Consider the following 24,311-nt stretch of genomic DNA (forward strand, 5'->3'; position numbering starts at 1 on the left):
TCAAGGTCCGATCAGATGGGTCGCGTGCCATGGCGGCGGGGCCCGGGTCCGTCACGGCGGCAAGGCGGCCCCGTGACCATGCGGTCAGTCGATCCGCGCCGCGCGGTCGATGAAGAGCGCGCCGCCGGTAACCAGCCGGTCCCCGCCCTGCACGCCGTCCTTCGCCTGGATCATGTCACCCGCGCGGATGCCGGGCGTGATGCGGCGCATGGTGAAGCGGCCCTCCGGCAGGGCCACCCAGACGAAAGCCTCCGAGCCGCGGAAGATCACGGCGCTGGCCGGCACGGCGGGCGAGCGTTCGGCGTCGCCCACCGAGATGCGGAAATTGGCGAACATCTCGGGCCGCAGCACGCCGTCCGGGTCCTGCACCTCGGCCATCACCGTCAGGCGCCGCGTCGCGGGATCGAGGCCGGCCGAGGTGCGGACGATGCGGGCCGGGAATTCGCGCCCGGGCAGCGCGCCCACCGTGACCTCCACCGGCTGGCCCACGCGGATCATCGGCACGTCCAGCTCACGGACATGGGCGACCAGCCACATGGTCGAGAGATCGGCGATGGTGAAGACCGGCTCGCCCTGCCCCGCCTGGACCCATTGTCCGGGGCCCACGCGGCGCTGCGTGATGGTGCCGGCGAGCGGCGCGGTGACCGTGATCAGCGCGCTCACCTGGCGCGTGCGCTCGATCTCGGCGATCTGCTCGGGCGTGCGGCCCAGGACGCGCAGGCGGTCCCGATACGCCTCGGCCTGGGCGAGGGCGCTGCGCGCATCCGCCTCGGCCGCGCTGGTGGCGGCGCGCGCCTGCTCGACATCGCGCTGCGAGGCGGCGCGTGCGGAGAAGAGGGATTGCTGCCGCGCCTCCTCGCGCCGCGCCTGCTCCAGCGCCACGCGCGTCTTCTGCACATTGTCGAGTGCCGCGAGCCATTCATTGGCGGCGGCCGTGATCTCGGGCGTCTCCACCTCGTAGAGGGACTGGCCCACCTCCACCCGGTCGCCCACGCGGGCGAAGGCACGGATCACGCGGCCGGTGAAGGGCGAGAGCATGGGCGTCGAGCGGTCATCATTATAGGCGATGCGGCCTTCGGCCAGGCGCTCGGGGCGGAATTCGCGCATCGCCACCGGCTCGATCCGCAGGGCCCGCATTTCATTCTCGTTCAGGCGGAACTCGCCGGCCGGCAGGCGCTCGGGCGCGGGGGCCTGGGCGGGCGGGGGCTCGGCCTGGTTCATGATGAACCAGGCGCCCGCCGCGAGCAGCGCCGCGAGGCCGATCCAGCGCCAGGGCACGCCACCGGCCTTGGCCTCCACGGGCGCCTCGGCCTGGACCTTGGTCTCGGCCTGCGTCTCGGCCTTGGCCCGTTCCTGGTGGATCACATTCATGCGGGTTCTGGACTTTCCAACGCGAAGGCGAACGGACAACGCAACTCACGCGCTGCCGGAACCTCGCGATGGGCCAGAAGATAAACGGAAGCTGAACGAGCCGGTAGCGATTAGAGTTAAAATCTTCGTCACGCAGCCGATCAGGTCAGGCCGGCAACAGCGGCTGCGGATCCAGCCAGACGCGATACCAGCTCAGGCTGAAATGCAGATGCGGCCCCGTGACGCGGCCGGTGGCGCCCATGGCGCCGATCCGCTGGCCCTGGCGCACATCCTCGCCCTGCCGCACCTCGATCGCCGAAAGATGCGCGTAGAGCGTGTTCACCCCATGCCCATGGTCCAGCACGATGAGCTGGCCGAAGAAATGGAAATCCGCCGCCAGCGTCACCTGGCCCGATTGCGCGGCAAGGATGGGCGTGCCGACCGGCCCCGCGACGTCGAGACCGTAGTGCGGCTGGCGCGGCTGGCCGTTCAGCACGCGCTGGCTGCCGAAGATGCCGCTGATCCGCCCCCGCGCCGGCCAGGCCAGGCCGCGGACGAAATCGGTGCGCCCGGAATCCAGGCCGCGCACGGCGGCAAGGCGCTCGCGCTCCGTCCGGATGCGCTCCAGCGCGGCGGCATCGGGCGTCACCTGGGCGGGGGGCAGGCCGGTGATGTGCTGCACATCCCACTCCCGCCGCGCGACGGCGATAGGGCGCGCCACGCCATTGGCCGTGAGCGTGGCCGAGGGCCCATGGTCCCGTCCGAAGCCGAGCGCGAAGAATCCCTCGGGCGAGACACGGACCGCCTGCCCATCCAGCGCGAGGCGTTGCCCCGCCGCCCCCTGTCCGATCAGCAGCGCGCCCTGCTGGGGCGTGCCGCGCCACTCGACCGCCCGCGCCGGACCGGCCCCGAGCATCAGGGCCGGCAGGGCAAGGGCGGCGCGGCGCCTCACAACAGGCTACCCTGCGTGGGCTTCGTGGTTCTCGGCTTGGCGCCCGCCGCGGTCGCCTTCACGGCGCCATCCTGGAAGGTCAGCGTCAGCGCCGCGCCGGGTGCGACCTGCGCGGCCTGGGTCAGCGCCGCGCCATCGGCCCCCTGCACCAGGGCGAAGCCGCGGGCGAGGACGGCATTGTAGCTGACCGCCTCCAGCCGGGCGGCGAGGCCCTCGACGCGCGCCGCCTGCTCGCGGATCAGCGCCTGCACCGGCACGGGCGAGAGGCGCGTGAGCGCCGGGGCGGATTGCCGCCGTGCGGCACCGCGCGCCCAGGCGGCCTGCATCCGCTGGTCCAGCGCGGAGAGCGCATGGCGGCCGGCCGCGATGGACTCGCGCGGGTGGCGCAGCCCTGCGCCAAGCCGCGCGACCGTCGCCCGCTTGCCGGCGACGAAGCCCGGCAGGGCCGCGCGCAGCCGCTCGCCACGGTCATCCAGGCGCTGGCGGAGCTGGTTCACCATGGCGGGCAGGTCGGGCAGGCCCGCCTCGGCGCGGGTCACATGCAGCCGCGCCTCGCGCAGGCGGGCGGTGATGCGGTTGTCCAGCCGCGCGCCGCGCTGGGCGAGATCGGCCGCCAGTTCCAGGCGCGCGGGCACCGCCATCTCGGCCGCGGCGGTGGGCGTCGGCGCGCGGCGGTCGCTCGCGAAATCGATCAGCGTCGTGTCGGTCTCGTGGCCGACGGCGGAGATGAGCGGGATGGTCGAGGCGGCGGCGGCACGGACCACCACCTCCTCGTTGAAGGCCATCAGATCCTCGAGCGAACCGCCGCCGCGCGCCACGATGATGACATCCGGGCGGGGGATCGGGCCATTCTCGGGCAGTTCGGAAAAGCCTCGGATGGCGGCGGCGATCTTTTCGGCCGCCCCCTCCCCCTGCACCGGCACGGGCCAGAGGATCACATGGCGCGGGAAGCGGCGGGCCAGCGTGGTGCGGATGTCCTGGATCACCGCGCCCTGCGGGCTGGTCACCACGCCGATGACGCGCGGGAGCAAGGGCAGCTTCCGCTTGCGCTCGGTCTCGAACAGCCCCTCCTTCAGGAGTGCGGCCTTCAGCGCCTCGATGCGGGCCAGCATGGCGCCGGCGCCGGCATATTCCAGCTTCTCGATGACGAGCTGGTACTTCGAGCGGTCGGCATAGGTGGAGAGGCGGCCGGTCGCCACCACCTCCATCCCGTTCTCCGGCCGCAGGCCGACGCGGGAGACGGCGCTCTTCCAGATCACCGCCTCGATCTTGGCGTTCTCTTCCTTGAGCGAGAGGTAGATGTGGCCGGAGGCATAGGGCTTGACCTCGGTCAGCTCGCCGCGGACCCGCACGCGGGCGAAGGCGCCCTCCAGGGTGCGCTTGATGGCCCCCGCCAACTCGCCCACACCATATTCGGGAACATTGGCGCCGATTCCATCCATACCCGACTTATAGGGGCGGAATTGGGTTTTGCAGAGGCGGTGTTGCGATGAAGGTTCTTGTTGTGGGCGGTGGCGGCCGTGAGCATGCCCTGTGCTGGGCCATCGCGGCCTCCCCCCTGCTGACGAAGCTGTGGTGCGCGCCGGGCAATCCGGGCATCGCGGAAGTGGCGGAATGCGTGGGAATCGGCGCGGAGGACATCCCCCGGATTGTCGTCTTCGCGCACGAAAATGCCGTGGACCTGGTGGTGGCCGGCCCCGAGGCACCGCTGACGCTGGGCCTGGCCGATGCCTGCGCCAAGGCCGGCATCCCCTGCTTCGGCCCGCGCGCGGCGGCGGCGCGACTCGAAGGCAGCAAGAGCTTCTTCAAGGAGATCGCCAATGCGGCCGGCGCCCCCACCGCCGTCCATGGCCGCTTCACCGAGGCCGAAGCCGCCCGCGCCCATATCCGCGCACAGGGCGCGCCCATCGTGGTGAAGGCCGATGGGCTCGCCGCCGGCAAGGGCGTGGTGGTGGCGACCACCGTCGCCGAGGCCGAGGAGGCCGTGACCGAGATGATGGAGGGCGGCATCCATGGCGAGGCGGGCCGCGTCGTCGTCATCGAGGAATGCCTGATCGGCGAGGAGATCAGCTTCTTCGCCCTCTGCGACGGCACGCATGCCATCCCCCTCGGCGCGGCGCAGGACCACAAGCGCGTGGGCGATGGCGACACCGGCCCCAATACTGGCGGCATGGGCGCCTATTCGCCGCCGCCCGCCTTCACCGAGGCACTGCAGGCCCAGGTCATGGCCACCTGCATCAACCCGGTCCTGGCCGAACTGGCGCGGCGCGGCACCCCCTTCCAGGGCGTGCTCTTCGCCGGGCTGATGCTGACGGCCGATGGCCCGAAGCTGCTGGAATTCAACGTCCGCTTCGGCGACCCGGAATGCCAGGCCCTGATGCTGCGCCTGCGCTCCGACCTGCTGCCCGCCCTGCTCGCCGCCACCCAGGGCGAGCTCAAGCATTTCGACCTGCGCTGGGAGAAGCTGGCGAGCCTGCTCGTGGTGATGGCGGCCGAGGGCTATCCCGGCACGCCGCGCAAGGGCACGGAGATCCGCGGCCTGGAGGAAGCGGCCCAGGTGCCCGGCGTGCAGATCTTCCATGCCGGCACGGCGCGGGACGAGGCCGGACGGCTGGTGGCCAATGGCGGACGCGTGCTGGGCATCGGCGCCACGGGCGCGACACTCGCCGAGGCCCGTGCCGCGGCCTATGCCGCGGTGGCCAAGGTGGATTGGCCCGAGGGCTTCTGCCGCAGCGACATCGGCTGGCGGGCCCTATAGGGCCGCTGCCGAGACCAGCAGGAAGAGCGGCCGCTCCCGCTCCTTCGCCCATTCAGGCCGGGACGCCACCTGCTCGGCACTCGGCCCGAATTCCTCGAGGCGCGCGAGCGCGAAGCCCGCGCCGACCAGACTGTTCAGCGTGGTGGCGAGGCTGCGGTGGTGCTTCACCACCCCGGGGACGAACCAATGCGTCTCGCGCGGGCCTTCCTCCAGATAGGCATCCACCGGCCAGGTGAGCCGCCCATCCGCCTCGCGCCGCCATCCCGGCGCGCGCGGCGCCATGAGCAGCGGATGCTCGATGGAAAAGACAAGCCGCCCGCCCGGCGCGAGCCCCTGCCGGATCGCTGCCAGCAGCCGCCCGAAATCCGCGACATAGTGGAAGGCGAGCGAGCTGAAGACGAGGTCGAACCGCGCCTCCGGCAGCGCCAGCGCCGCGAGATCGCCCTCCACATAGGTGATGCCCTCCCCCTCCGTGCGCGCCCGCGCCGCGTCCAGCATGCGGCGCGAGAGGTCGAGCCCCAGGACGCGGGCCGCGCCTGCCTGCCGCGCCCAGCGGCAGAACCAGCCATAGCCGCAGCCGAGATCGGCCACGCGCAGACCCTCGACCGGCGGCAGCATGGCCTGCAGGCGCGGCCATTCGGGCGCGCCGTCCAGTCCGAGGCGGGAGCGTTCGAGCCCCGCATAGCCGGCGAAGAAGGCCGGGTCGTCATAGATGTTCCGCGCCACAAACCGCACCCTTCCACCTTCCCGCCAGGGATGGCACCCTCCCTCCAAAGCAAGGAGGCCAGCCATGACCTACACCAATCCCGAGACCATCGCGCTGCATGGCGGCAGCCATCGCGCGGACCCGAACACCGGCTCCGTCGCCGTGCCGATCCACCAGACCACCTCCTTCCAGTTCCAGGACACGGGCCACGCGGCGCGCCTCTTCGGCCTGGCCGAGCTCGGCAACATCTACACCCGCATCATGAACCCGACCTGCGATGCGCTGGAGACGCGCATCGCGCAGCTCGAGGGCGGTGCGGCGGCGCTGGCGGTCGGCTCGGGCCAGGCGGCGACCAGCTTCTGCGTGATGAACCTCTGCGAGGCGGGCGACAACATCGTCAGCAGCACCGACCTCTATGGCGGCACCTACAACCTCTTCGCCAATACGCTGAAGCAGTTCGGCATCGAGGTGCGCTTCGTGGACCCGGCCGACCCCGAGGCCTTCGCGCGCGCGACCGATGCGCGCACCCGCTGCTACTACGCCGAGACGCTGCCGAACCCGAAGCTGCAGGTCTTCCCGATCGCGGAAGTGGCGGCCATCGGCCGGCGCCTGGGCGTGCCGCTGATCATGGACAACACGGCGGCCCCCATCATCTGCAAGCCCTTCCAGCATGGCGCGGCCATCGTCATGCACTCGACCACGAAGTGGATCGGCGGGCATGGCACCTCCATCGGCGGCATCGTGGTGGATGGCGGCAATTTCGACTGGGAGGCGGGCGGCGATCGCTTCCCCACGCTGAACAAGCCGGACCCCTCCTATCACGGCGCGGTCTGGTCGCAGGCGGCCAAGCCGCTCGGCCCCATCGCCTATATCCTCCGCATGCGCACCTGCCTGCTGCGCGACATCGGCGCGCCCATGGCGCCCTTCAACGCCTTCATGTTCCTGCAGGGCCTCGAGACGCTGCCGCTGCGGATGGAGCGGCATTGCAGCAACGCGATCCGCGTCGCGGCCTATCTCGCCGCGCATCCGAAGGTGAGCCGCGTGATCCACCCCTCGCTCGCCGAAGGCGAGGCGAAGCGCCGCGCCGAGGCCTATCTGAAGGGCGGCTATGGCAGCCTCATGGGATTCGAACTGAAGGGCGGCAAGGAAGCGGGCCAGGCCTTCATCGAGAAGCTCAAGATGTTCTACCATGTGGCGAATATCGGCGATGCGCGCAGCCTCGCCATCCATCCCGCCACCACCACCCACAGCCAGTTGAACGAGGCCGAGCAGGCGGCGAGCGGGGTCACGCCCGGCTATATCCGCCTCTCCATCGGCATCGAGCACATTGACGACATCCTGGCCGATCTCGAACAGGCGCTGGCGTGATGCATTACGCAGGCTCCTTCCCGACCACCCGCATGCGGCGCAACCGCCAGGATGCCTGGACGCGCGCCCTGGTCGCCGAGAACGCGCTGCATGTGAGTGACCTCATCTGGCCGATCTTCCTGACCGAAGGCAAAGGGCAGCGGGTCGAGGTTCCCTCCATGCCCGGCGTCTTCCGGGTCAGCACGGACGTCGTCGCCGAACATGTCGCGGAGGCGGCATCGCTCGGCATTCCGGCCGTGGCGCTCTTCCCCTACACGCCGATGGAATCCCGCGACGAGGACGGCACCGAGGCGCTGGACCCCGACAACCTCACCTGCCGCGCCGCCCGCGCGCTCAAGGCGGCGCATCCCGGTGTGGGCATCATCGGTGACATCGCGCTCGACACCTATACGCTGCACGCCCATGACGGCGTGGTCCGCAACGGCGAGGTCCATAACGAGGAGACCGTCGAGGCGCTGGTGACCATGTCCCTCAACTACGCCAAGGCCGGCGTGGACGTGGTCGCCCCTTCCGACATGATGGATGGCCGCATCGGCACCATCCGCCGCGCGCTCGACGCCGAGGGGCTGATCCACACGCGCATCATGTCCTACGCGGCGAAATACGCCTCGGGCTTCTACGCGCCCTTCCGCGACGCCATCGGCTCCCTCACCGGGCCAGACCGCACGGGGCCGAAGGACAAGAAGACCTACCAGATGGATCCCGCCAACACCGACGAGGCGCTGCGCGAAGTCGCACTCGACCTCGCCGAGGGCGCGGACATGGTGATGGTGAAGCCCGGCCTGCCCTATCTCGATGTGGTGCATCGCGTGCGCCGCGAATTCGGCGCGCCCACCTTCGTCTATCAGGTGAGCGGCGAGTACTCGATGCTCATGGCCGCCATCGAACGCGGCTGGCTCGATCATGACCGCGCGATGATGGAAAGCCTGATGTGCTTCAAGCGCGCCGGGGCCAATGGGATCCTCACCTATTTCGCGGTGAAGGCGGCGAAGATCATCAAGGCGGGATAGCGAAACAGGCCTCCGGCGGCTGGGGCCGCAAGGCCCCAGGCCCCAAAACATAGGCTTCCCCCAACCGAGGTGCCCTGCCATCCTGAGGGCACATAAACTGGGGGAAACCATGCCGTCACGTCGCCAGCTCCTCGCCACGGGCCTCGCACTGCTGCCCGTACCCGCACTCGCCCAGGCCTGGCGCCCCACGCGGCCCATCCGCCTCATCGTGCCCTTCGCGCCCGGCGGCTCCAACGACATCGTGGGCCGCATCGTGGGCGAAGCGGCAGGCCAGATCCTGGGCCAGCCCGTTGTCATCGAGAACCGCGCCGGTGCCGGCAGCGTCATCGGCGCCGAAGCCGCGGCCCGCGCGGCCCCCGACGGCCAGACGCTGCTCATCAACTCCTCCCTGCCGACCGTGCCCGCCATCGTGGCCCGCGTGCCCTACAACACGCTGGAGGACTTCACCGGCATCGCCGTCGCCGGCTTCTCGCCCTACGTCCTCGTCGTGAACCCGCAGGTGCCCGCCCGCACAGCGCAGGAGCTGGTGGCCCTGATGCGGGCCTCACCGCAGAACTACCACATCGCCGCGACCGGCAATGGCAGCGGCGTGCATGTGGCGGCCGAGCTGTTCCGCTCCATCGCGCGCGTGCAGTCGGACGTCGTGCATTACCGCGGCGGCGGCCCCTCCGTCGCCGCGCTCGTCTCGGGTGAGGTGAAGGTCGGCCTGCCCACCATGGCCTCCTCCATCGGCCAGGTGCGCGGCGGCGCGCTGCGGGCGCTGGCCGTGCTGGCGGATGCGCGCACGCCCGTCCTGCCCGACGTTCCGACCACGGCTGAAGCCGGGCTCTCCGGCGTGGTGCTGGAGGAGTATTTCCCGATCGTCGCCCCGGCGCAGACGCCGGCCCCGGTCGTCGCCGCCCTGGGCGAGGCCTTTCGCACCGCCGTGCAGCAGACCGCCTCCCGCCTCGCGGAGCTTGCGGGCGTCACGCCGCGCGCGGGCTATGACACGCCGGCGCAGGTGATGGCGCTGGTCCGGGCGAGCATCACGCAGCAGACGGCGATCCTGCGGGCGGCCGGCGTGCAGCCCGAATAGGCTCAGCCCGGATCGAGCCGCGCGAGGCGGGGCGCGAGGCGCGGCACCGCCGCGATCACCGGCCGCGCCTCGGCCAGGGCGGCGCGCGCCTCCTCGGCGCGGCCCAGCGCCCGCAGCGCCTCCACCCGGCCGAGCTGCGCCTCGCCCCAAAGCGGCGCCTGGGCGAGCGCTGCCTCATAGGCGGCCAGGGCGGCGGCGGGCTGCCCCCCGGCCAGCAGCACATCCCCCAGCAGGGTATGGGCCGAGGCGTTCTTCGCGTCCTCGGCCACCGCGCGCCGGGCCAGTGGCAGCGCCTCCCTGGCGCGGCCCAGCGCCAGCAGCGCCGCACCCAGCTCCACCTTGCCTTGCGCATCCACCTGGTTGTCACGCACCACTGCCTGCAGGAGGTCCGCCGCCGCCTGGTTCTCGCCGCGGTCCCGCAGCACCTGCGCGCGGCCGACGCGCGGAAAGGCCACGCCCGGCATGGCGCGCTGCGCCGCATCGAAGGCGGCCATCGCCTCGTCCAGCCGGCCGAGTTCGCGCAGCGCCCGGCCGCGCGCATAGATCGCGGGCGGGTAGTTCGGAAATTCGCGCAGCTGCGCCTCGTTCACGGCGAGCGCCGCCTGCGCCTCGCCCGTCCGCGCATAGGAACGGCCCAGCAGGAGCTGCAGCGTGCGCATCAGCTCACGGTCCGAGCCCGCTTCCTGCATCATTTCCTCCAGCGTCTCGCGCACCTCCGCCTCGGTCGCCGCCTCGCTGGAGAGCCACCACGCGTAGAGCACGGGCTGCACCACGCGCCAGACCTGCGGCGCGCCGGCACGGATCAGCGCATCGGGGTTGGCGGCCGCCACATCGGCGATGACCCCCTGGCCGGACAGGCGCAGCCTGAGGCGCAGCACCTCGCCATCCACGGTCACCTCGCCGGAGACGCGGCGCTCAGGGATGCCCAGCATGCCGCGCAGCGTGCTGGCGACGGAGCGCAGCGAAAGCCCGGTCAGCGGCACGGTGAAATCCGGATGCGCGCCGCCCACATCGGCGCCGGTGCGGCGGCGTGGCTCGCCGCCCACGCTGTCCTGCAGCTTCGCCAGCGCATCGGTCAGCCGCAATGCCACCACATCGGGCGTGAGGCCGAGCTCGACGAGGCGCGGCGGCACGGCGATGGGCTGCACCTCCACGCCATCGCGCTGCAATTCATCCACCAGGATGACGAGAAGGATGAGCACGCCCACCAGCGGCACCAGCCGCGGCAGCAGGCCCAGCAGGCCGCCCCAGAAGCCGGTCCGGGGCGGCGCGTCGCTCATCCCGCCAGGAAATGCGCGACGAGCGCGACCTGCGCGGGCTCCATCAGGGCCGGCGCATGGCCGCAGCGCGGGATGGTCGCGACCTGCACGCCCGGGCTCTCCCCCATGCGGAGCGCCGTCTCGCGCAGGAGCAGGTCGGACCGCTCGCCGCGCAGCACCAGCACGGGGCGGCTCGCCACAGCGGGCCAGAGCGGCCAGAGATCCACATCAGCCAATTCGCCCTGCATGGGCTCCATGATCGCGGGGTCGTAGTGCAGCGCCACCTGGCCATCGGGCCGCATCCGCGCGCTGTAATGCGCGAGATGCGCCCATTCCTCGTCCGCGAGCGGGCCGAAGGGTGCGTGCACCTGGCGCAGATAGGCCTCCAGCCCCGCGATGTCGGCGAAGATGCGCGGCTCGCTGAGGTAGGTGCGGATGCGCTCAAGGGCGGCCACCGGCACGAAGGGACCGATATCGTTGATCACGAAACGGCGCATCTTCAGGCCGGGCGTCGCGCAGACGCCCATGCCGATCAGGCCGCCCATCGAGGTGCCGACCCAGTCGAACTCGCCCAGGCTGGTCAGCAGCGGCATCATGGCGGCGATATAGTGCGGCACCGCGTAGAAGCGCCCCTCCGGCAGCCAGCCCGAAAGGCCGCGGCCTGGCACGTCCACGCAGATCACCCGCCGCCCTTGCGCCGCCAGGTGCCGCGCCAGCGCATCGAAATCACGGGCATTGCGGGTGAGCCCATGGACGCAGACCACGGGCTTGCCCGAAGCGGGGCCCCATTCCACCCAGCGCAGCGGCACGAGGCGGCTCTCCGCCGTTCCCTCGAAGGGGCCGCTGACGGCGCCGAAACGGGGCCGCTCCATGGTCAGACGATCCCCTTCTCGCGCAGGGCCGCGATCTCGGCGGCACTCATGCCGAGCAGACCGCCCAGCACGCTCTCGCTGTGCTCGCCCAGCACGGGCGGGGCCGAGCGGTAGTCGGGCGGCGTGGCGGAGAGCTTCACGGGGTTGGCGATCACCTCGATCTCCTTGCCCGAGGCGTGCTGCATCTTCACCACCATGTCGCGCGCCTTCACATGCGGATCGGCAAACACGTCCTTCAGCGTGTTGATCGGCCCGCAGCCGATCTTCAGCGCCTCCAGCGCCTCCACCCACTCGCTGGTGGTCTTGGACTTCATCACCGGCGTCAGCGTCTGGGTCACGAGGTCCCGGTTGGCGACGCGCTTCGGGTTGGTCGCGAAGCGCTCATCCGCCAGCAGGTGCTCGCAGCCGAAATTCTTGCAGAAGCGCTCGAAGGTCGGGTCATTGCCGACGGCGAGGATGAGGTAGCCATCCTTGGTCGGGAATTCCTGGTAGGGGCTGATGTTCGGGTGCTGGTTGCCCAGGCGCGGCGGGTTCTCGCCGGTCGCAAGATAGTTCATGCCCTGGTTGGCGAGCCAGGCGACGTGGGTGTCGAGCATGCCGATATCGATGTGCTGGCCCTCGCCCGTGGCGTGGCGGTGGTTCACCGCGGCCAGGATGCCGATGCAGCCGTAGAGGCCGGCGAAGAGGTCCGCCACCGGCACGCCCGCCTTTTGCGGTGAACCGCCCGGCTCGCCCGTCAGCGACATGATGCCGCCCATCGCCTGGATCAGCGCGTCATAGCCGGGGCGGGGCGCATAGGGGCCGGTCTGGCCGAAGCCGGTGATGGAGCAATAGATCAGCCGCGGGTACTTCGCCTTCAGCTGCTCATAGCCCAGGCCATACTTCGCCAGCGCGCCGACCTTGAAGTTCTCCGCCAGGATGTCGCAATGCTCGAGCAGCTTGTGGATCAGCGCCTGGCCCTCGGGCTTGGCGATGTCCACCGTAACCGACTGCTTGTTGCGGTTCACGCCGAGGAAATAGGCGCTCTCCTTCGTCTCCGGCCAGAAGGGCGGCGCGAAGCCGCGCGTGTCGTCGCCGCTGTCGGGCTTTTCGATCTTGATGATCTCCGCCCCCAGGTCGCCCAGCATCTGCGTGCAGGTCGGCCCGGCGAGGACGCGGGTGAGGTCGAGAACGCGAAGGCCCTTCAGGGGCCCGGAAGGCTGGGACATGTCTTGGCTCCGTGCTGCCGTCGTGATTATGCGCGACGGCCCGGCGCGGCAAGACGGGCCGGCTTGCCGCGCTGCCCGCCCGGGCTAGACTCGCGGCCGCCCCAACCCCATCGATCGGCCGCACCATGCTCGGATCAGTAATTCAACTCGATGGGGATTCATGCACCCCCGAGACGAGCATCGGCTATCCGCTCCGCCCACGGCTGGAGGCGCATGCCAGCGCCTGGACGAGCCAGCTCGACCTGCTCCAGGCCGCCGGCGCGCAGGAGCTGGACCGCAACATCCGGCGGCGCGTCGCCCTGCTCGACCGGGCCATCTCCGACGCGGAGGGGACGGTCGTCATCGCGCGATCCTCGGGCGCCAGGGTCGCGACGCTGCTGGCCACCCGCCGCCGGATGAGGGCCGTGATCTGCCTGGGCTATCCCTTCCAGCGGCCGCGGCAGCCGCCGGAGCCGGCACGCTACGAGCACCTGGAACATGTGCTGGCGCCGACGCTGATCCTGCAGGGCATCCATGACAGCTATGGCGGCCGCGGCATCCTGGACAAATACGCTTTCTCGCCCGCCGTCACGGTCGAGTTCGTGGATGCCTGCCACAAGTTCCGCATCCCGCCGGCCCGCTGGGACGCCATCGCCGCGCGGATCCTGCGCTTCTGCGCGGAGCTGCCCGCCGCGCCGCCCGGCTGACCGCCGCGCTCAACCCATGCCGAAGCGCACCTTGGCATTCTCGCCGATCTCGGAAGGCGTCTTGGTGAGCAGGGCCTTCACATAGCCGATCGCATAGCGCGCGCTGGAACCCGCGCCGTCCCAGTATTGCGCCTCGCTCATCTCGACGGCGATGAGGGCGAGCTTCGGGCTGCCCGCGCCATCGGGGAACCAGAGCCGCGCGGCCTCGGTCCAGAGGGCCTTCTGGCGCTCGCGGTCCTGCGTCACCCGGGCGGTGCCCCGGACCGAGACGTATTCCTGCCCCGCCGGGTTGGCGGCGGCCAGCAACACCGCGTGGTCCTGGCCGATGGCCAGCGTCTTCGGGCTCTCCACATCGGTGAAGAACCAGACCGTGTCGCCCTCCACGGCCAGCACGGCCATGGGCCGGGCATCGAGCCCGCCCTCCGGGTCATGCGTCACCAGCATCACGGTGCGGATGTGTTCAAGCAGGTCCCGCACCTTGATGCGGGCCTCGTCGTCATTCTGGGCCTCGGTCATGTCCTGTTCCTCCGGCTGGATCAGGGCTGAACCGGCGAGGCGCGCGCGGGTTGCCTTTCGGGGGTGAGGCTTGCCCCCTCCCCCCCATCCGGCGCATGGTCCGCCGCGAGTTGCTGAGAGGAACGCACCGATGCTCGACACGCCGCACCCGACCCCCGCCGCCCCCTGCCTCGACCAGCAGAAGCTGGCCACCGCCCTCTCCGGCCTGCACTTCATCGGCGGCCGCTATGTGCCGGCCGTCAGCGGCAAGAGCTTCCCGGTGGTGAACCCCGCCACCGGCATCCAGGTCGCGAGCGCGGCCGAGGGCGACGCGGCCGATGTGGACGCGGCCGTCCGTGACGCCGCCCGCGCGCAGAAGGAATGGGCCAAGGTCCCCGCCCGCAAGCGCGGCGCGCTGGTGCACCAGTGTGCGGCGCTCCTGAAGGAGCACCAGGAGGAGCTGGCCCGCCTGATCGCGCTCGAGACCGGCAAGGCGCTGCGCACCGAAAGCCGCGTCGAGGCCGGCGTGGTGGCCGATGTCTTCGAATTCTTCGGCGGCCTCGGCTCCGAGCTGAAGGGCGAGAGCGTGCCTTTCGCGCCGAACGTGCTCTCGGTCACCGTGCGTGAGCCGCTGGGCGTGGTGGGGGCCATCATCCCCTGGAACGTGCCGATGCTGCTGATGGCGCTGAAGGTGGCGCCGGCGCTGGTGGCGGGCAACACCGTCGTCGTGAAGTCGGCCGAGGAAGCGCCGCTCGCCGTGCTGCGCATCTGCGAGCTGATGAACCGCGTGCTGCCGCCGGGCTGCTTCAACATGGTGAGCGGCATGGGCCCCGAATGCGGCGCGCCGCTGGTCGAGCACCCGCTGGTCCGCAAGGTGACCTTCACCGGCTCGGTCGAGACCGGGAAGATCGTGGCCAAGGCCGCCTCGCAGAAGCTGGTGCCGGTGACGCTGGAGCTGGGCGGCAAGTCGCCCATGATCGTCTTCGCCGATTGCGACTTCGCCAAGACCGTCTCCGGCGCGCTGACCTCCATGCGCTTCACGCGCCAGGGCCAGTCCTGCACCGCCGCCTCGCGCATCTATGTCGAGCGCCCGATCTTCGACGCCTTCGTGGCCGAGATGAAGAAGGCGGTGGACGGCATGGTGATGGGTGACCCGCTGGACGAGAAGACCGACATCGGCACCATCATCAGCCAGGGCCAGTTCGAGAAGGTCCAGGCCTACATCGCCGAGGGCAAGGCGACGGCCGGCGCCACCGCGCATGAGTGCAGCGCGATGCCGAGCGACCCTGCGCTGAAGAAGGGCCTCTTCCTGCGCCCGGTGATCTTCACCGGCCTCGATGGCAATTCCCGCCTGGTGAAGGAAGAGATCTTCGGCCCCGTCACCGTGATCCAGGCCTTCGACGACCCCGAGGCCGTGCTGGCCGAGGCGAATGACAGCGACTACGGCCTGGCCGCCTCGCTCTGGACCAACAACCTGAAGGTGGGCCTCGACCTCGCGCACCGGCTGGAGGCGGGCCTGGTGCAGATCAACCAGAACCTGGTGGTGCAGGCCAACCTCAGCTACGGCGGCGTGAAGTCGAGCGGCCTCGGCAAGGAGGCTTCGCTGGAGGCCATGCTCGAGCACTTCACCCACAAGAAGACCATCATGGTCAACATGGCATGAGCCTCGACCTGACGGGCAAGACCGCGGCCGAGCTCAAGGCGATGGTGGCCAATGCCGAGGCCATCCTCGCCGGTGCGAACACCAAGCTGCACGTCAAGGCGCAGCAGTTCCGCGAAGCGGCGCAGGCCGCGCTGGCCGAGCGGCGCGTGGCGCCCCCGGGCCAGCGCGCCGAACCCAATCCGGAGCTGGATGCCGCCGTGGCCCGCATCAAGGCGGTGGCGGCCGAGGCGCTGGCGAAGTTCGACCTGACGCCCGAGACGGCCAAGGCGCGTGGCATCACCACGCCGCATGCGCTGCTGGCCGGAAGCGGCGCGCCCAAGACGGGCGGCGGCGTGCGGACCAAGAAGTTCAAGCGCTGCCCCTACATCTCCTACCGGGGGCCGGGCGGCATCGCGATCCTGCAATACGCCCTGCCCCCGGGCGAGGGTGCGACGGGCTTCTGGGCCGGCGGCCTTGTCGCCGTCGGCAGCGACGAGAGCAAGACCGGCTTCGATGCCGCGATGGAGCCCGAGGCCGCCATCGCCGCCTTCCTCAAGGCGTTGTCCGAACTGGCGCCCGCCCGTCCGTGACGGCGGCGGCGGCCTGTCCCCCGCCGGAGGCGGCGTGCAGCGTCGTCATCGTCGCCTACAACTCGGCGGCGCTGCTGCCGGATTGCCTCGCCGCCATTCCGGCGGACTGCCCGGTCATCGTGGTGGACAACGCCTCGCCCGATGACAGCGCGGCCGTGGCGGAAGCGGCCCGCCCCGCGGCGCGGGTGATCCGCGCGGGGAGGAATCTCGGCTTCGGCCCCGGCGCCAACCTGGGCTTCGCCGAGGTCACGACCGAGTTCGGCCTGCTGCTGAACGCCGACGCCACGCTCGAAGCCGACACCATCGCAGGCCTCGTCGCCGCCGCGCGTCGCTACCCCGAGGCGGGGATGCTGGCGCCCGAGGTGATCGCCGAGGAAGGCCACATGCAGTTCGGCCATGACCTGCCCTTCCGCCGCCTGCGCGGGCCGGTGGTGGAGCCCTCGGGCGATGCCTGCTGCTGGTATGTCGGCGGCTCGGCCATGTTCCTGCGCATGTCGGCGCTGCGCGGGATCGGCGGGTTCGATCCCGACATCTTCCTCTATTTCGAGGATGACGACCTCTGCCTGCGGATGCGGGCGGCCGGCCATGCACTCTTGCATGTGGCGGGGGTGCGGGTGCGGCACCTGGGCGGCGCCAGCTCCGCCCCCGCGCCCCGCCTCTCGCATTGGAAGGCCTTCCACCAGGGCTGGTCGCGGCTGCATCTGGAAGCGAAGCATCGCGGGCGCGCCGCCGCCTGGCGGCTCGCGCTGGCCGAATGGCCCGGCCTCGCGCTCAAGGCGGCGTTGCGGCGCGGCGATGCGCGCCGCGAGAAATGGGCCGGGCGCGCGGCGGGAATCCTCGCCTGGATGCGGGGCCGGAAGGCGCAACAGATCCGCCTCGGCTGAGAGGCGCGGGGACGCGCGCCCCGGCCCGCGCGTCAGGCGTCGACGATCACCTCGAACCCGCCGAAGATCATGCGAGTCCCGTCGAAGGGCATGTGCTGCATGCTGCCGGCCATGGCGGGGTCGGCGAAGACCTTCTGCATGCCCGCATCCCGCGTAGCCTTGTCGGGCCAGGTGATCCAGGAGAACACCACCGTCTCCTCCGGCTTGCGCAGCACGGCGGTGTGCATGGAGTTCACCTTCCCCTCGGGCACGTCGTCACCCCAGGCCTCCACGAGCGATAGCGCGCCATGCCTGCGGAACACCACCGCCGCCTCCTCCGCGTGGCGGCGGTAGGCTTCCTTGCCATCGGTCGGCACCGCCAGCACAAATCCGTCCACATACATCCCTCTTCTCCCGCCGATGCCGTGGCGTTCAGCGCGCGGCCTGTCTGCCGACATGGGCCGCGAAATTGTCGAGGATCGCCTGCCAGCCATCGCGCTGCATCGCGATGCTGTGCAGCGTCTCCGCGTCGAAGACGGTGGTGACCCGGGTGGCATCGCCGCTCGGCGCGAAGGTGGTGCGCGCCTTGCGCCCGTCGCCGAGCGTGAGGGTGAGGGCGCGGCCGGGCTCCACCTCTTCGTAGAGCCCCTCGAAATCGAAGCCAAAGCTGCCATCCTTCGCCTCCATCCGCGCCTTGTAGGTGCCGCCGACGCGCAGATCGACCTCCGCGGAGGGGCAGCACCAGTCATCGCTCGCGAAGTTCCACTGCGTGATGTCGGCGGGCGTGGTGAAGGCGGCCCATGCGCGCTCGATCGGCGCGGGGACCAGGGCTTCGACGGTGATCTGCTGTGCGGGCATGCCGCTTCCTCCGCTGTTGCTTCGCCAGGTTGTCAGCCGCGCCGGGCGGCCTCGATGGCCGCGACGTCGAGCTTGCGCATCGTCATCATCGCCGCGAAGACGCGCCTCGCCGCATCGCCGCCCGCCGCGAGCGCCTCGGTCAGGACGCGCGGGGTGATCTGCCAGTTGATGCCCCAGCGATCCTTGCACCAACCGCAGGCGCTCTCCTGCCCGCCATGGGCGAGGATGGCGTCCCAGTAGCGGTCGGTCTCCGCCTGGTCGTCGGTCGCGATCTGGAAGGAGAAGGCCTCGCTGTGCGGGAAGGCGGGGCCGCCATTGAGGCCGATGCAGGGAATGCCCGCCACGGTGAACTCCACCGTGAGCACATCGCCCGCCTTCCCCGAGGGATAGTCGGCCGGGGCGCGATGCACGGCGCGGACATGGCTGTCGGGGAAGGTCGCCGCATAGAATCGCGCGGCCGCCTCCGCTTCGCGGTCGAACCACAGGCAGACCGTGTTCTTCGGGGTGGGGTCGCTCATGGGAAATCTCCGGGTTCGGTCATGGCGTCTCCCCAGGAAGCCTGCGGTTTGACCGGCTCTGCTCTGGCATTCGTCGCGAAATTTTGATATCAAAGTAAAATGACGTTGTCAAATGCGGAAACCCTCCCCGTCGCCACGGTGCACCACATCCGCGACACCTGCCTTTGCCTGGCGGCGCAGCGCGCGGCGCGCGCCTTGGCGCGGCGCTTCGACGTGGCACTCCGGCCTTTCGGCCTCACCAACGGCCAGTTCTCCTTGCTGGTTGCACTCAATCAGGCGCAGCCGCCGGCCATCGGGCGGCTGGCACCCTTCCTCGCCATGGAACCCTCGACGCTGACCGCCGCGGTCAAGCCGCTGGCGCGCCGCGGCCTGCTGCGCGTGATCCCCGATGCGAAGGACCGCCGCGCCCGCCGCGTCCAGATCACGCTGGAAGGCGTCGCCCTGCTGCGGGAGGCCGTCCCGGCCTGGCGTGCGGCGCATGCGGCGCTGGATGCGGAGCTTGGCGAGGGCACGGCGGCGGCCTTGCGGCGGGGATTGGCCGAAATCAGATCCCTCCCGGCCGATGGTGCGGGTTGAGCCGGGCGGCTCCCCTCACCTCACCCCCGCGCCAGCACCCACCCGAGCGCGAAAGCCGCCAGCCCGAGGCCCAGGCTCGCCAGCACATAGGCCACGCCCTGCCAGGCCGCGCGCTCCCAGAGCAACGCCGCCTCCAGGCTGAAGGCCGAAAAGGTGGTGAAGCCGCCCAGCACGCCGGTGATCCAGAAGAGCCGCGCGCCTCCGCTGATCCCCTGCCCCGCCAGCACGCCGATCGCCCCGCTGCCCAGCACGTTCACCGCGAGCGTTCCCCACGGAAAGGCGGAGCCGAGCCAGGCCATCGCCATCAGCGAGACGCCGTAGCGCCCCATCGAGCCCAGCGCCCCGCCCAGCGCCACCAGGAGGAAGCTCATCGCCGCAGCTTCTCCCATTGGGCGAGGCGCTTGGCGATCTCCGCCTCCGCGCCACGCCCCACGGGTTCGTAGAAGCGCGGCCGCGCCATGCCCTCCGGGAAGTAGTTCTGGCCGGAGAAGCCCTCCTCCGTGTCATGGTCGTAGGCGTAGCCCGCGCCATAGCCCAGGTCGCGCATCATCTTCGTCGGCGCGTTCAGGATATGGGCGGGGGGTGCCAGGCTGCCGGTCTCGCGCGCCGCCGCCTGCGCCGCCTTCCAGCCCGCATAGACGGCGTTGGACTTGGGCGCGGTCGCGAGATGCACGACGAGTTGCGCCAGCGCGAGTTCTCCCTCGGGCGAACCCAGCCGCTCATAGCTTTCCCAGGCGGCGATGGCGGCGGGCAGCGCGGAGGGATCGGCCAGGCCCACATCCTCGGCGGCGAAACGCGCGAGGCGGCGGGCGATGTAGCGCGGATCCTCGCCGCCCAGGATCATGCGCGCGAACCAGTAGAGCCCCGCATCCGGATCGCTCCCGCGCAGCGACTTATGCAGCGCGGAGATGAGGTTGTAATGCTCCTCGCGGTCCTTGTCGTAGAGTGCCGCGCGCTTGGCCAGCAGTTGCGAAAGCCCGGCGGGGTCGAGCGGCGAAGGGTCCTCCAGCGCCAGCAATTGCTCGGCGAGGTTCAGCAGGTAGCGCCCATCCCCATCGGCCATGGCCAGCAGCACCTCGCGCGCTGCGGGATCGAGCGGGATGGCGCGGCCCGCCTCCGCCTCGGCGCGGGCCAGCAGCGCTTCCAGTCCGGCCGCATCCAGCCGCTTCAGCACCATCACCTGGCAGCGCGAGAGCAGCGCGCCGTTCAGCGCGAAGCTCGGGTTTTCCGTGGTGGCGCCGATCAGCACCACGGTGCCGTCCTCCACCACCGGAAGAAATCCATCCTGCTGCGCGCGGTTGAAGCGGTGGATCTCATCCACGAAGAGCAAGGTGCGCCGCCCCATGCGCCGCCGCTGCCGCGCCTCGTCAAAGGCGCGCTTGAGGTCCGCAACACCCGAGAACACCGCCGAGAGCGAGACGAAGCTCAACTCCGCCGCCTCGGCCAGCAGCCGTGCGATGGTGGTCTTGCCCACGCCGGGCGGGCCCCAGAGGATCATGGAGGCAAGGCTGCCCCGCCCCAGCATGCGGGTGATGCTGCCCTGGGCGCCCAGCAACTGATCCTGCCCCACCACCTCGCCGAGGCTGCGCGGCCTGAGCCGTTCGGCCAGCGGCGCCCCCTCGGCCAGGGGGCGGGATATGGCGCTGGAGGCGGCGCTGGGCGGCGGGGCCTCGGGCGGGCCGAAGAGGTCGTCGGAAGGGTCGCGGCGGGGTGCCATGCGGCGAGCTTAGCCCGGTTCGGCGCTGCCGGCACGGGCGGCCAGCGCCCGCGGCGCCACCAGGCTCCAGCTTCGCCGCACCAGCGCCTCCACCTCCGCCCAGTCCGGCCGCCCGGTGAGGTTCACGCCGACCCAGCCCTTGTGGCCAAGATAGGGTGGCCGAAAGAAGCGCTCCGGTGCCGCCGCGATCAGCACTTCCTGGCTGCCACGCGGCGCCTTCACCCAGATGGCCAGCGGCTCCGTCAGCGCCATGCAGAAGATCTTGCCACGCACGCGGAAGGTGGGCGTGTCCCAGGTCTCGCGCTCCTCCGCCTCGGGCAGGGCAAGGCAGATGCGCCGCAGCCGGGTCAGCGCGGCACTCATTCCATCACGATGCGCGGCCCGGTGGCGGCGGGCTGCTCCACCTTCTCCCAGATGCGGGCGGCGATGCGGCGATAGGTCGCGGCCTCGTGCGTGTCGGGGGCGGCGAGCACGATGGGCGTGCCGGCATCGGCCATCTGCCGGATGGCGAGCTTGAGGGGCAATTCGCCCAGGAACTCGGCGCCCAGCCGCTCCGCCTCCACGCGGGCACCGCCATGGCCGAAGATCTCGGTCCGGTGGCCGCATTCGGGGCAGCAGAAATAGGACATGTTCTCGATCAGGCCGATCACGGGGACGTTCACCTTCTCGAACATCTTGATGCCGCGCCGTGCATCCAGCAGCGCCACATCCTGCGGCGTCGAGACGATGACCGCGCCCGCCAGCGGCACCCTCTGGGACATGGTGAGCTGCGCGTCGCCCGTGCCCGGCGGCATGTCCACCAGCATGACGTCGAGCTCGCCCCACTCGACCTGGCCCATCATCTGCTCGAGCGCACCCATCACCATCGGGCCGCGCCAGATCATCGCCGTCTCCTGCTCGACGAGGAAGCCGATGGACATGGCCTTCAGCCCCCAGCGCTGCAGGGGGATGATCCGCTGGCCCACGGCGCGCGGCTTCTCCTGCGTGCCCAGCATCTGCGGCAGCGAGGGGCCATAGATGTCGGCATCCAGCAGGCCGACGCGAAGGCCCTGCGCCGCCAGCGCCACGGCGAGGTTCACCGCGGTGGTGGACTTGCCCACGCCGCCCTTGCCCGAGGCCACGGCGATGATGCGCTTCACCTCGGGCAGCAGCATCTGCCCCTGGCCGGGCGGCGTCGGCCCCGGCGCGGGGCGGGCGGAGCGCGCCCCTGGCGCTTCGGGCGCCTCGCGATGGGCCGTCAGCACGACGGTGGCCGAGATCACGCCCGGCACGCCGGCCGCCGCCTTCTCGCAGGCGGCGCGCACCGGCTCCATGCCGCGCGCCCGCTCGCGCGGGACGGAGAGGGTGAACTGCACCATGCCGTCGCGGGCGGAGATGCCCTCGATCATGCCGGAACTCATCACATCCACGCCCGTCGCGGGGTCCGTGACCCGGGAGAGAGCGGCCTTGATGGCCGCGATGAGCGTGTCCGACATGTTTCTGAACCTTTCCTTGACCGGCGGGGCCGCACATATGCACATGCGGAAGCGCATGCGCACCCCTCCCGAAGGGGCGAGCGAGCCTATATATGGAAGAGAATTCAGGAATGACCGCCCGGGGGCGTCCCCGGCGGCCAGAACGGAGTGTCCGGTAACGATGTCTTGGAACAATGGTGGACCGAGCCCCTGGGGCAATCCGCGTCCTCCCGGTGGTGGGGGAAATGGCGGCGGACCCTGGGGCGGACCGCCTTCGGGCCCGCCCGGCGGCAATCGCGGCCAGGGGCCGGACATCGAGGAGATGATCCGCAACGCCCAGAATACGGTGCGGCGCCTGCTGCCGCGCGGTGGCGCGGGCGGCGGCAAGGCCATCGGCCTCGCGGCTCTCGTCCTGGTCGGCGTCTGGGGCGCCTCGGGCTTCTACCGCGTCCAGCCGGACGAGCTTGGCGTCGTCATGCGCTTCGGTGCCTTCGACCGCACGGCCCCGCCCGGCCTGAACTACCGCATCCCCTGGCCGGTCGAGACGGTGACCACGCCGCGCGTGACGCGCATCAACCGCGTGGATATCGGCTTCCGCGGTGCGCCCGATGTCGCCCCCGGCGGGCGCGTGATCTCGGCGCGGGACGTGCTGGCCGAATCGCTGATGCTCACGGGCGATGAGAACATCATCGACATCGACTTCGCCGTCTTCTGGCGCATCCGCGACGCGGCCGACTTCCTGTTCAACACCCGCAACCCGGAGGAGACGGTGAAATCCGCCGCCGAATCCGTGATGCGCGAGGTGATCGGCAAGACGCCCATCCAGCCGGCGCTGACCGAGGCGCGCGCCCAGATCGAGCAGGATGTCCGCCGCGGCACCCAGGCGATCATGGACCAGTACCGCGCGGGCATCGAGATCACGCAGGTGCAGATGCAGAAGTCCGACCCGCCGGCCGCGGTGGTCGAGAGCTTCCGCGATGTGCAGCGCGCGAATGCCGACCGCGAGCGCGTCCGCAATGAGGCGGAGAGCTTCCGCAACGACATCATCCCCCGCGCCCGCGGCGAGGCGGAGCGCATGGTGCAGGAGGCGCAGGGCTTCCGCGACAGCCAGATCGCCCGCGCCCGAGGCGAGGCCGGCCGCTTCAACGCCGTGCTCGGCGCCTACAACCAGGCGCAGGATGTCACGGTGCGCCGCATGTACCTGGAAACCATGGAAGAGATCTTCAAGCGCAACGGCATGATCCTGGTGGATGACCGGCTGCAGGGCCTCGTGCCCTTCCTGCCGCTCGACGGCCGCAGCAATGCGCCGACGGGCCAGTCGCAGCCGCGCCCGGCCGTGCCGCCGCCTGCGGTCGCGCCGATGATCCAGCAGCAGCAGCAACGCGGGGGGACGGGCCGATGAACAAGCTCGCCATCGCGGCCGGCGTCGCCGTCGCCGCCCTCTTCGTCGCAGCCTCCAGCTTCTTCACCGTGCAGCAGACGCAGCAGGTGCTGATCACGCAGTTCGGCCAGCCGATCCGCGTGATCCAGACGCCGGGCCTGAACGTGAAGCTGCCCTTCATCCAGACCGTGATCGTCTTCGACCGCCGCCTGCTCGACTTCGAGGCGCCGGGCGAGGAAGTCATCCTGGGCGACCAGCGCCGCCTGATCGTGGACAGCTTCACCCGCTACTCCATCACCGACCCGCTGCTCTTCTTCCAGACGGTGGGCGCGACGGAGGCGGGCATCCGCGGCCGACTGAACTCCATCGTCACCTCCTCGCTGCGCCGCGTGCTGGCGGGCGAGACGTTGCTCGCCGTGCTGAGTGCCGATCGCGGCCGGATCATGGGTGAGATCCGCCGCCAGGTGAACGAGGAGGCGCGGCGCTTCGGCATCGACGTGACGGATGTCCGCATCCGTCGCGCCGACCTGCCGGACGAGAACACGCAGGCCATCCTCTCGCGCATGCAGTCCGAGCGTGAGCGCGTGGCCCGCGAGGCCCGCGCCGAGGGTGCCGAGGTGGCAGCCCGCATCCGCGCCCAGGCCGAGCGCGACCGCACCGTGATCCTGGCCAGCGCCGAAGCCGATGCAGCGATCCTGCGCGGCACGGGTGAGCAGGAGGCGATCCGCATCTTCGCGGAGGCGTTCGAGCGTGACCCGGAATTCTTCCAGTTCTGGCGCACCATGCAGGCCTATCGGGATGTCTTCTCGACCGGCGAATCCCGCATGGTGCTGACCCCGGAGAGCGACTTCTTCCGCTATTTCCGGGACATGCCGGCGCGCACCGGGGCGCCGCGCTGATTCGCCTTGGGGCTGGCGCGCTGGACAGGCGCGCCTTAGCTTCCACATGACGGGCTGGGGTGGTCCGCGCCACC

26 protein-coding genes are annotated in these 24,311 nt (G+C 70.9%); 11 read left to right on the plus strand and 15 right to left on the minus strand.

Going from position 1 to position 24,311, the window contains the following annotated elements; genetic code table 11:
* Nucleotides 1-84: 84 nt before the first annotated feature.
* The 3 genes from R9Z33_RS15595 to xseA all read right to left on the minus strand — a co-directional run bounded on the left by R9Z33_RS15595 (nt 85) and on the right by xseA (nt 3,744).
* Nucleotides 85-1,371 carry an efflux RND transporter periplasmic adaptor subunit gene (locus R9Z33_RS15595; RefSeq protein WP_318647501.1) on the minus strand — a complete coding sequence of 429 codons (1,287 nt, stop codon included), beginning with the start codon at nt 1,369-1,371 and terminating at the stop codon, nt 85-87.
* A gap of 145 nt (nt 1,372-1,516) precedes the next feature.
* On the minus strand, nt 1,517-2,302 hold the full coding sequence (locus R9Z33_RS15600; protein WP_318647502.1) for a M23 family metallopeptidase: 786 nt from the start codon (nt 2,300-2,302) through the stop codon (nt 1,517-1,519).
* Nucleotides 2,299-3,744 carry an exodeoxyribonuclease VII large subunit gene (xseA, locus tag R9Z33_RS15605; protein ID WP_318647503.1) on the minus strand — a complete coding sequence of 482 codons (1,446 nt, stop codon included), beginning with the start codon at nt 3,742-3,744 and terminating at the stop codon, nt 2,299-2,301. Before xseA ends, R9Z33_RS15600 begins: the two co-directional genes overlap by 4 nt.
* Nucleotides 3,745-3,791: 47 nt before the next feature.
* On the opposite strand from xseA, the gene purD reads away from it, so the two are divergent.
* Entirely contained in the window at nt 3,792-5,060 is a 1,269-nt protein-coding gene (gene purD / locus R9Z33_RS15610) for a phosphoribosylamine--glycine ligase (RefSeq protein ID WP_318647504.1), read from the plus strand.
* On the opposite strand, the gene R9Z33_RS15615 is transcribed toward purD, so the two are convergent.
* The gene (locus tag R9Z33_RS15615; RefSeq protein ID WP_318647505.1) at nt 5,055-5,795 is read right to left on the minus strand and encodes a class I SAM-dependent methyltransferase; all 741 of its coding nucleotides are present in this window, start codon (nt 5,793-5,795) and stop codon (nt 5,055-5,057) included. The two genes, purD and R9Z33_RS15615, sit on opposite strands and share 6 nt — an antisense overlap.
* Before the next feature lie 55 nt (nt 5,796-5,850).
* Here R9Z33_RS15615 and R9Z33_RS15620 point away from each other — a divergent pair, with 55 nt between their 5' ends.
* From R9Z33_RS15620 to R9Z33_RS15630, 3 genes are all read left to right on the plus strand, one after another.
* On the plus strand, nt 5,851-7,134 hold the full coding sequence (locus R9Z33_RS15620) for an O-acetylhomoserine aminocarboxypropyltransferase/cysteine synthase family protein (protein ID WP_318647506.1): 1,284 nt from the start codon (nt 5,851-5,853) through the stop codon (nt 7,132-7,134).
* The gene (gene hemB, locus R9Z33_RS15625; protein ID WP_318651661.1) at nt 7,134-8,144 is read left to right on the plus strand and encodes a porphobilinogen synthase; all 1,011 of its coding nucleotides are present in this window, start codon (nt 7,134-7,136) and stop codon (nt 8,142-8,144) included. Before R9Z33_RS15620 ends, hemB begins: the two co-directional genes overlap by 1 nt.
* A 109-nt stretch (nt 8,145-8,253) precedes the next feature.
* Nucleotides 8,254-9,219, plus strand: a complete 966-nt coding sequence (locus R9Z33_RS15630; protein ID WP_318647507.1) for a Bug family tripartite tricarboxylate transporter substrate binding protein — start codon at nt 8,254-8,256, stop codon at nt 9,217-9,219.
* Nucleotides 9,220-9,221: 2 nt separating this feature from the next.
* Here R9Z33_RS15630 and R9Z33_RS15635 read toward each other — a convergent pair whose 3' ends face one another.
* From R9Z33_RS15635 to R9Z33_RS15645, 3 genes are read right to left on the minus strand one after another with little or no spacing between them, the layout of a single operon-like run.
* Nucleotides 9,222-10,499 carry a tetratricopeptide repeat protein gene (locus tag R9Z33_RS15635; protein WP_318647508.1) on the minus strand — a complete coding sequence of 426 codons (1,278 nt, stop codon included), beginning with the start codon at nt 10,497-10,499 and terminating at the stop codon, nt 9,222-9,224.
* Nucleotides 10,496-11,350, minus strand: a complete 855-nt coding sequence (locus R9Z33_RS15640) for an alpha/beta fold hydrolase (protein WP_318647509.1) — start codon at nt 11,348-11,350, stop codon at nt 10,496-10,498. Before R9Z33_RS15640 ends, R9Z33_RS15635 begins: the two co-directional genes overlap by 4 nt.
* A gap of 2 nt (nt 11,351-11,352) precedes the next feature.
* On the minus strand, nt 11,353-12,558 hold the full coding sequence (locus tag R9Z33_RS15645; protein ID WP_318647510.1) for a CaiB/BaiF CoA transferase family protein: 1,206 nt from the start codon (nt 12,556-12,558) through the stop codon (nt 11,353-11,355).
* Between the two features lie 125 nt (nt 12,559-12,683).
* Here R9Z33_RS15645 and R9Z33_RS15650 point away from each other — a divergent pair, with 125 nt between their 5' ends.
* Complete coding sequence (locus R9Z33_RS15650) at nt 12,684-13,244, plus strand: alpha/beta family hydrolase (RefSeq protein WP_318647511.1); 561 nt, start codon at nt 12,684-12,686, stop codon at nt 13,242-13,244.
* 9 nt (nt 13,245-13,253) lie between these two features.
* Here R9Z33_RS15650 and R9Z33_RS15655 read toward each other — a convergent pair whose 3' ends face one another.
* Nucleotides 13,254-13,760, minus strand: coding sequence for a pyridoxamine 5'-phosphate oxidase family protein (locus tag R9Z33_RS15655; protein ID WP_318647512.1), 507 nt, complete (start codon nt 13,758-13,760; stop codon nt 13,254-13,256).
* A 130-nt stretch (nt 13,761-13,890) separates the two neighbouring features.
* Here R9Z33_RS15655 and R9Z33_RS15660 point away from each other — a divergent pair, with 130 nt between their 5' ends.
* The 3 genes from R9Z33_RS15660 to R9Z33_RS15670 are packed head-to-tail and all read left to right on the plus strand — an operon-like array spanning nt 13,891 to nt 16,855.
* Nucleotides 13,891-15,402, plus strand: coding sequence for an aldehyde dehydrogenase family protein (locus tag R9Z33_RS15660; protein WP_318647513.1), 1,512 nt, complete (start codon nt 13,891-13,893; stop codon nt 15,400-15,402).
* Complete coding sequence (locus tag R9Z33_RS15665; RefSeq protein ID WP_318647514.1) at nt 15,399-15,971, plus strand: hypothetical protein; 573 nt, start codon at nt 15,399-15,401, stop codon at nt 15,969-15,971. Before R9Z33_RS15660 ends, R9Z33_RS15665 begins: the two co-directional genes overlap by 4 nt.
* A complete protein-coding gene (locus R9Z33_RS15670; protein ID WP_318647515.1) occupies nt 15,968-16,855 on the plus strand; it encodes a glycosyltransferase family 2 protein in 888 nt (295 codons plus the stop codon). Before R9Z33_RS15665 ends, R9Z33_RS15670 begins: the two co-directional genes overlap by 4 nt.
* Nucleotides 16,856-16,887: 32 nt before the next feature.
* Here R9Z33_RS15670 and R9Z33_RS15675 read toward each other — a convergent pair whose 3' ends face one another.
* The 3 genes from R9Z33_RS15675 to R9Z33_RS15685 are packed head-to-tail and all read right to left on the minus strand — an operon-like array spanning nt 16,888 to nt 18,210.
* Nucleotides 16,888-17,238 (minus strand): DUF1428 domain-containing protein, encoded by a 351-nt coding sequence (locus R9Z33_RS15675; RefSeq protein WP_318647516.1) that lies wholly within the window; start codon nt 17,236-17,238, stop codon nt 16,888-16,890.
* A 28-nt stretch (nt 17,239-17,266) separates the two neighbouring features.
* Nucleotides 17,267-17,692 carry an SRPBCC family protein gene (locus R9Z33_RS15680; protein ID WP_318647517.1) on the minus strand — a complete coding sequence of 142 codons (426 nt, stop codon included), beginning with the start codon at nt 17,690-17,692 and terminating at the stop codon, nt 17,267-17,269.
* A gap of 32 nt (nt 17,693-17,724) precedes the next feature.
* Nucleotides 17,725-18,210 (minus strand): VOC family protein, encoded by a 486-nt coding sequence (locus R9Z33_RS15685; protein ID WP_318647518.1) that lies wholly within the window; start codon nt 18,208-18,210, stop codon nt 17,725-17,727.
* Nucleotides 18,211-18,309: 99 nt separating this feature from the next.
* On the opposite strand from R9Z33_RS15685, the gene R9Z33_RS15690 reads away from it, so the two are divergent.
* The gene (locus R9Z33_RS15690) at nt 18,310-18,786 is read left to right on the plus strand and encodes a MarR family winged helix-turn-helix transcriptional regulator (RefSeq protein ID WP_318647519.1); all 477 of its coding nucleotides are present in this window, start codon (nt 18,310-18,312) and stop codon (nt 18,784-18,786) included.
* A 20-nt stretch (nt 18,787-18,806) separates the two neighbouring features.
* Here R9Z33_RS15690 and R9Z33_RS15695 read toward each other — a convergent pair whose 3' ends face one another.
* From R9Z33_RS15695 to R9Z33_RS15710, 4 genes are read right to left on the minus strand one after another with little or no spacing between them, the layout of a single operon-like run.
* Entirely contained in the window at nt 18,807-19,157 is a 351-nt protein-coding gene (locus R9Z33_RS15695) for a fluoride efflux transporter FluC (protein ID WP_318647520.1), read from the minus strand.
* The gene (locus tag R9Z33_RS15700) at nt 19,154-20,503 is read right to left on the minus strand and encodes a replication-associated recombination protein A (protein WP_318647521.1); all 1,350 of its coding nucleotides are present in this window, start codon (nt 20,501-20,503) and stop codon (nt 19,154-19,156) included. The genes R9Z33_RS15695 and R9Z33_RS15700 overlap by 4 nt, the downstream gene beginning before the upstream one ends.
* Before the next feature lie 9 nt (nt 20,504-20,512).
* Entirely contained in the window at nt 20,513-20,866 is a 354-nt protein-coding gene (locus tag R9Z33_RS15705; RefSeq protein WP_318647522.1) for an MmcQ/YjbR family DNA-binding protein, read from the minus strand.
* On the minus strand, nt 20,863-21,978 hold the full coding sequence (locus R9Z33_RS15710; protein WP_318647523.1) for an Mrp/NBP35 family ATP-binding protein: 1,116 nt from the start codon (nt 21,976-21,978) through the stop codon (nt 20,863-20,865). Before R9Z33_RS15710 ends, R9Z33_RS15705 begins: the two co-directional genes overlap by 4 nt.
* A gap of 301 nt (nt 21,979-22,279) precedes the next feature.
* On the opposite strand from R9Z33_RS15710, the gene hflK reads away from it, so the two are divergent.
* Nucleotides 22,280-23,359: an FtsH protease activity modulator HflK gene (hflK, locus tag R9Z33_RS15715; protein ID WP_318647524.1), complete on the plus strand. Its 1,080-nt coding sequence runs from the start codon at nt 22,280-22,282 to the stop codon at nt 23,357-23,359.
* Nucleotides 23,356-24,237 (plus strand): protease modulator HflC, encoded by an 882-nt coding sequence (gene hflC / locus R9Z33_RS15720; RefSeq protein WP_318647525.1) that lies wholly within the window; start codon nt 23,356-23,358, stop codon nt 24,235-24,237. Before hflK ends, hflC begins: the two co-directional genes overlap by 4 nt.
* Nucleotides 24,238-24,311 lie beyond the last annotated feature (74 nt).

This window comes from Sediminicoccus rosea, from assembly GCF_033547095.1.
Lineage (GTDB): Bacteria > Pseudomonadota > Alphaproteobacteria > Acetobacterales > Acetobacteraceae > Roseococcus > Roseococcus rosea.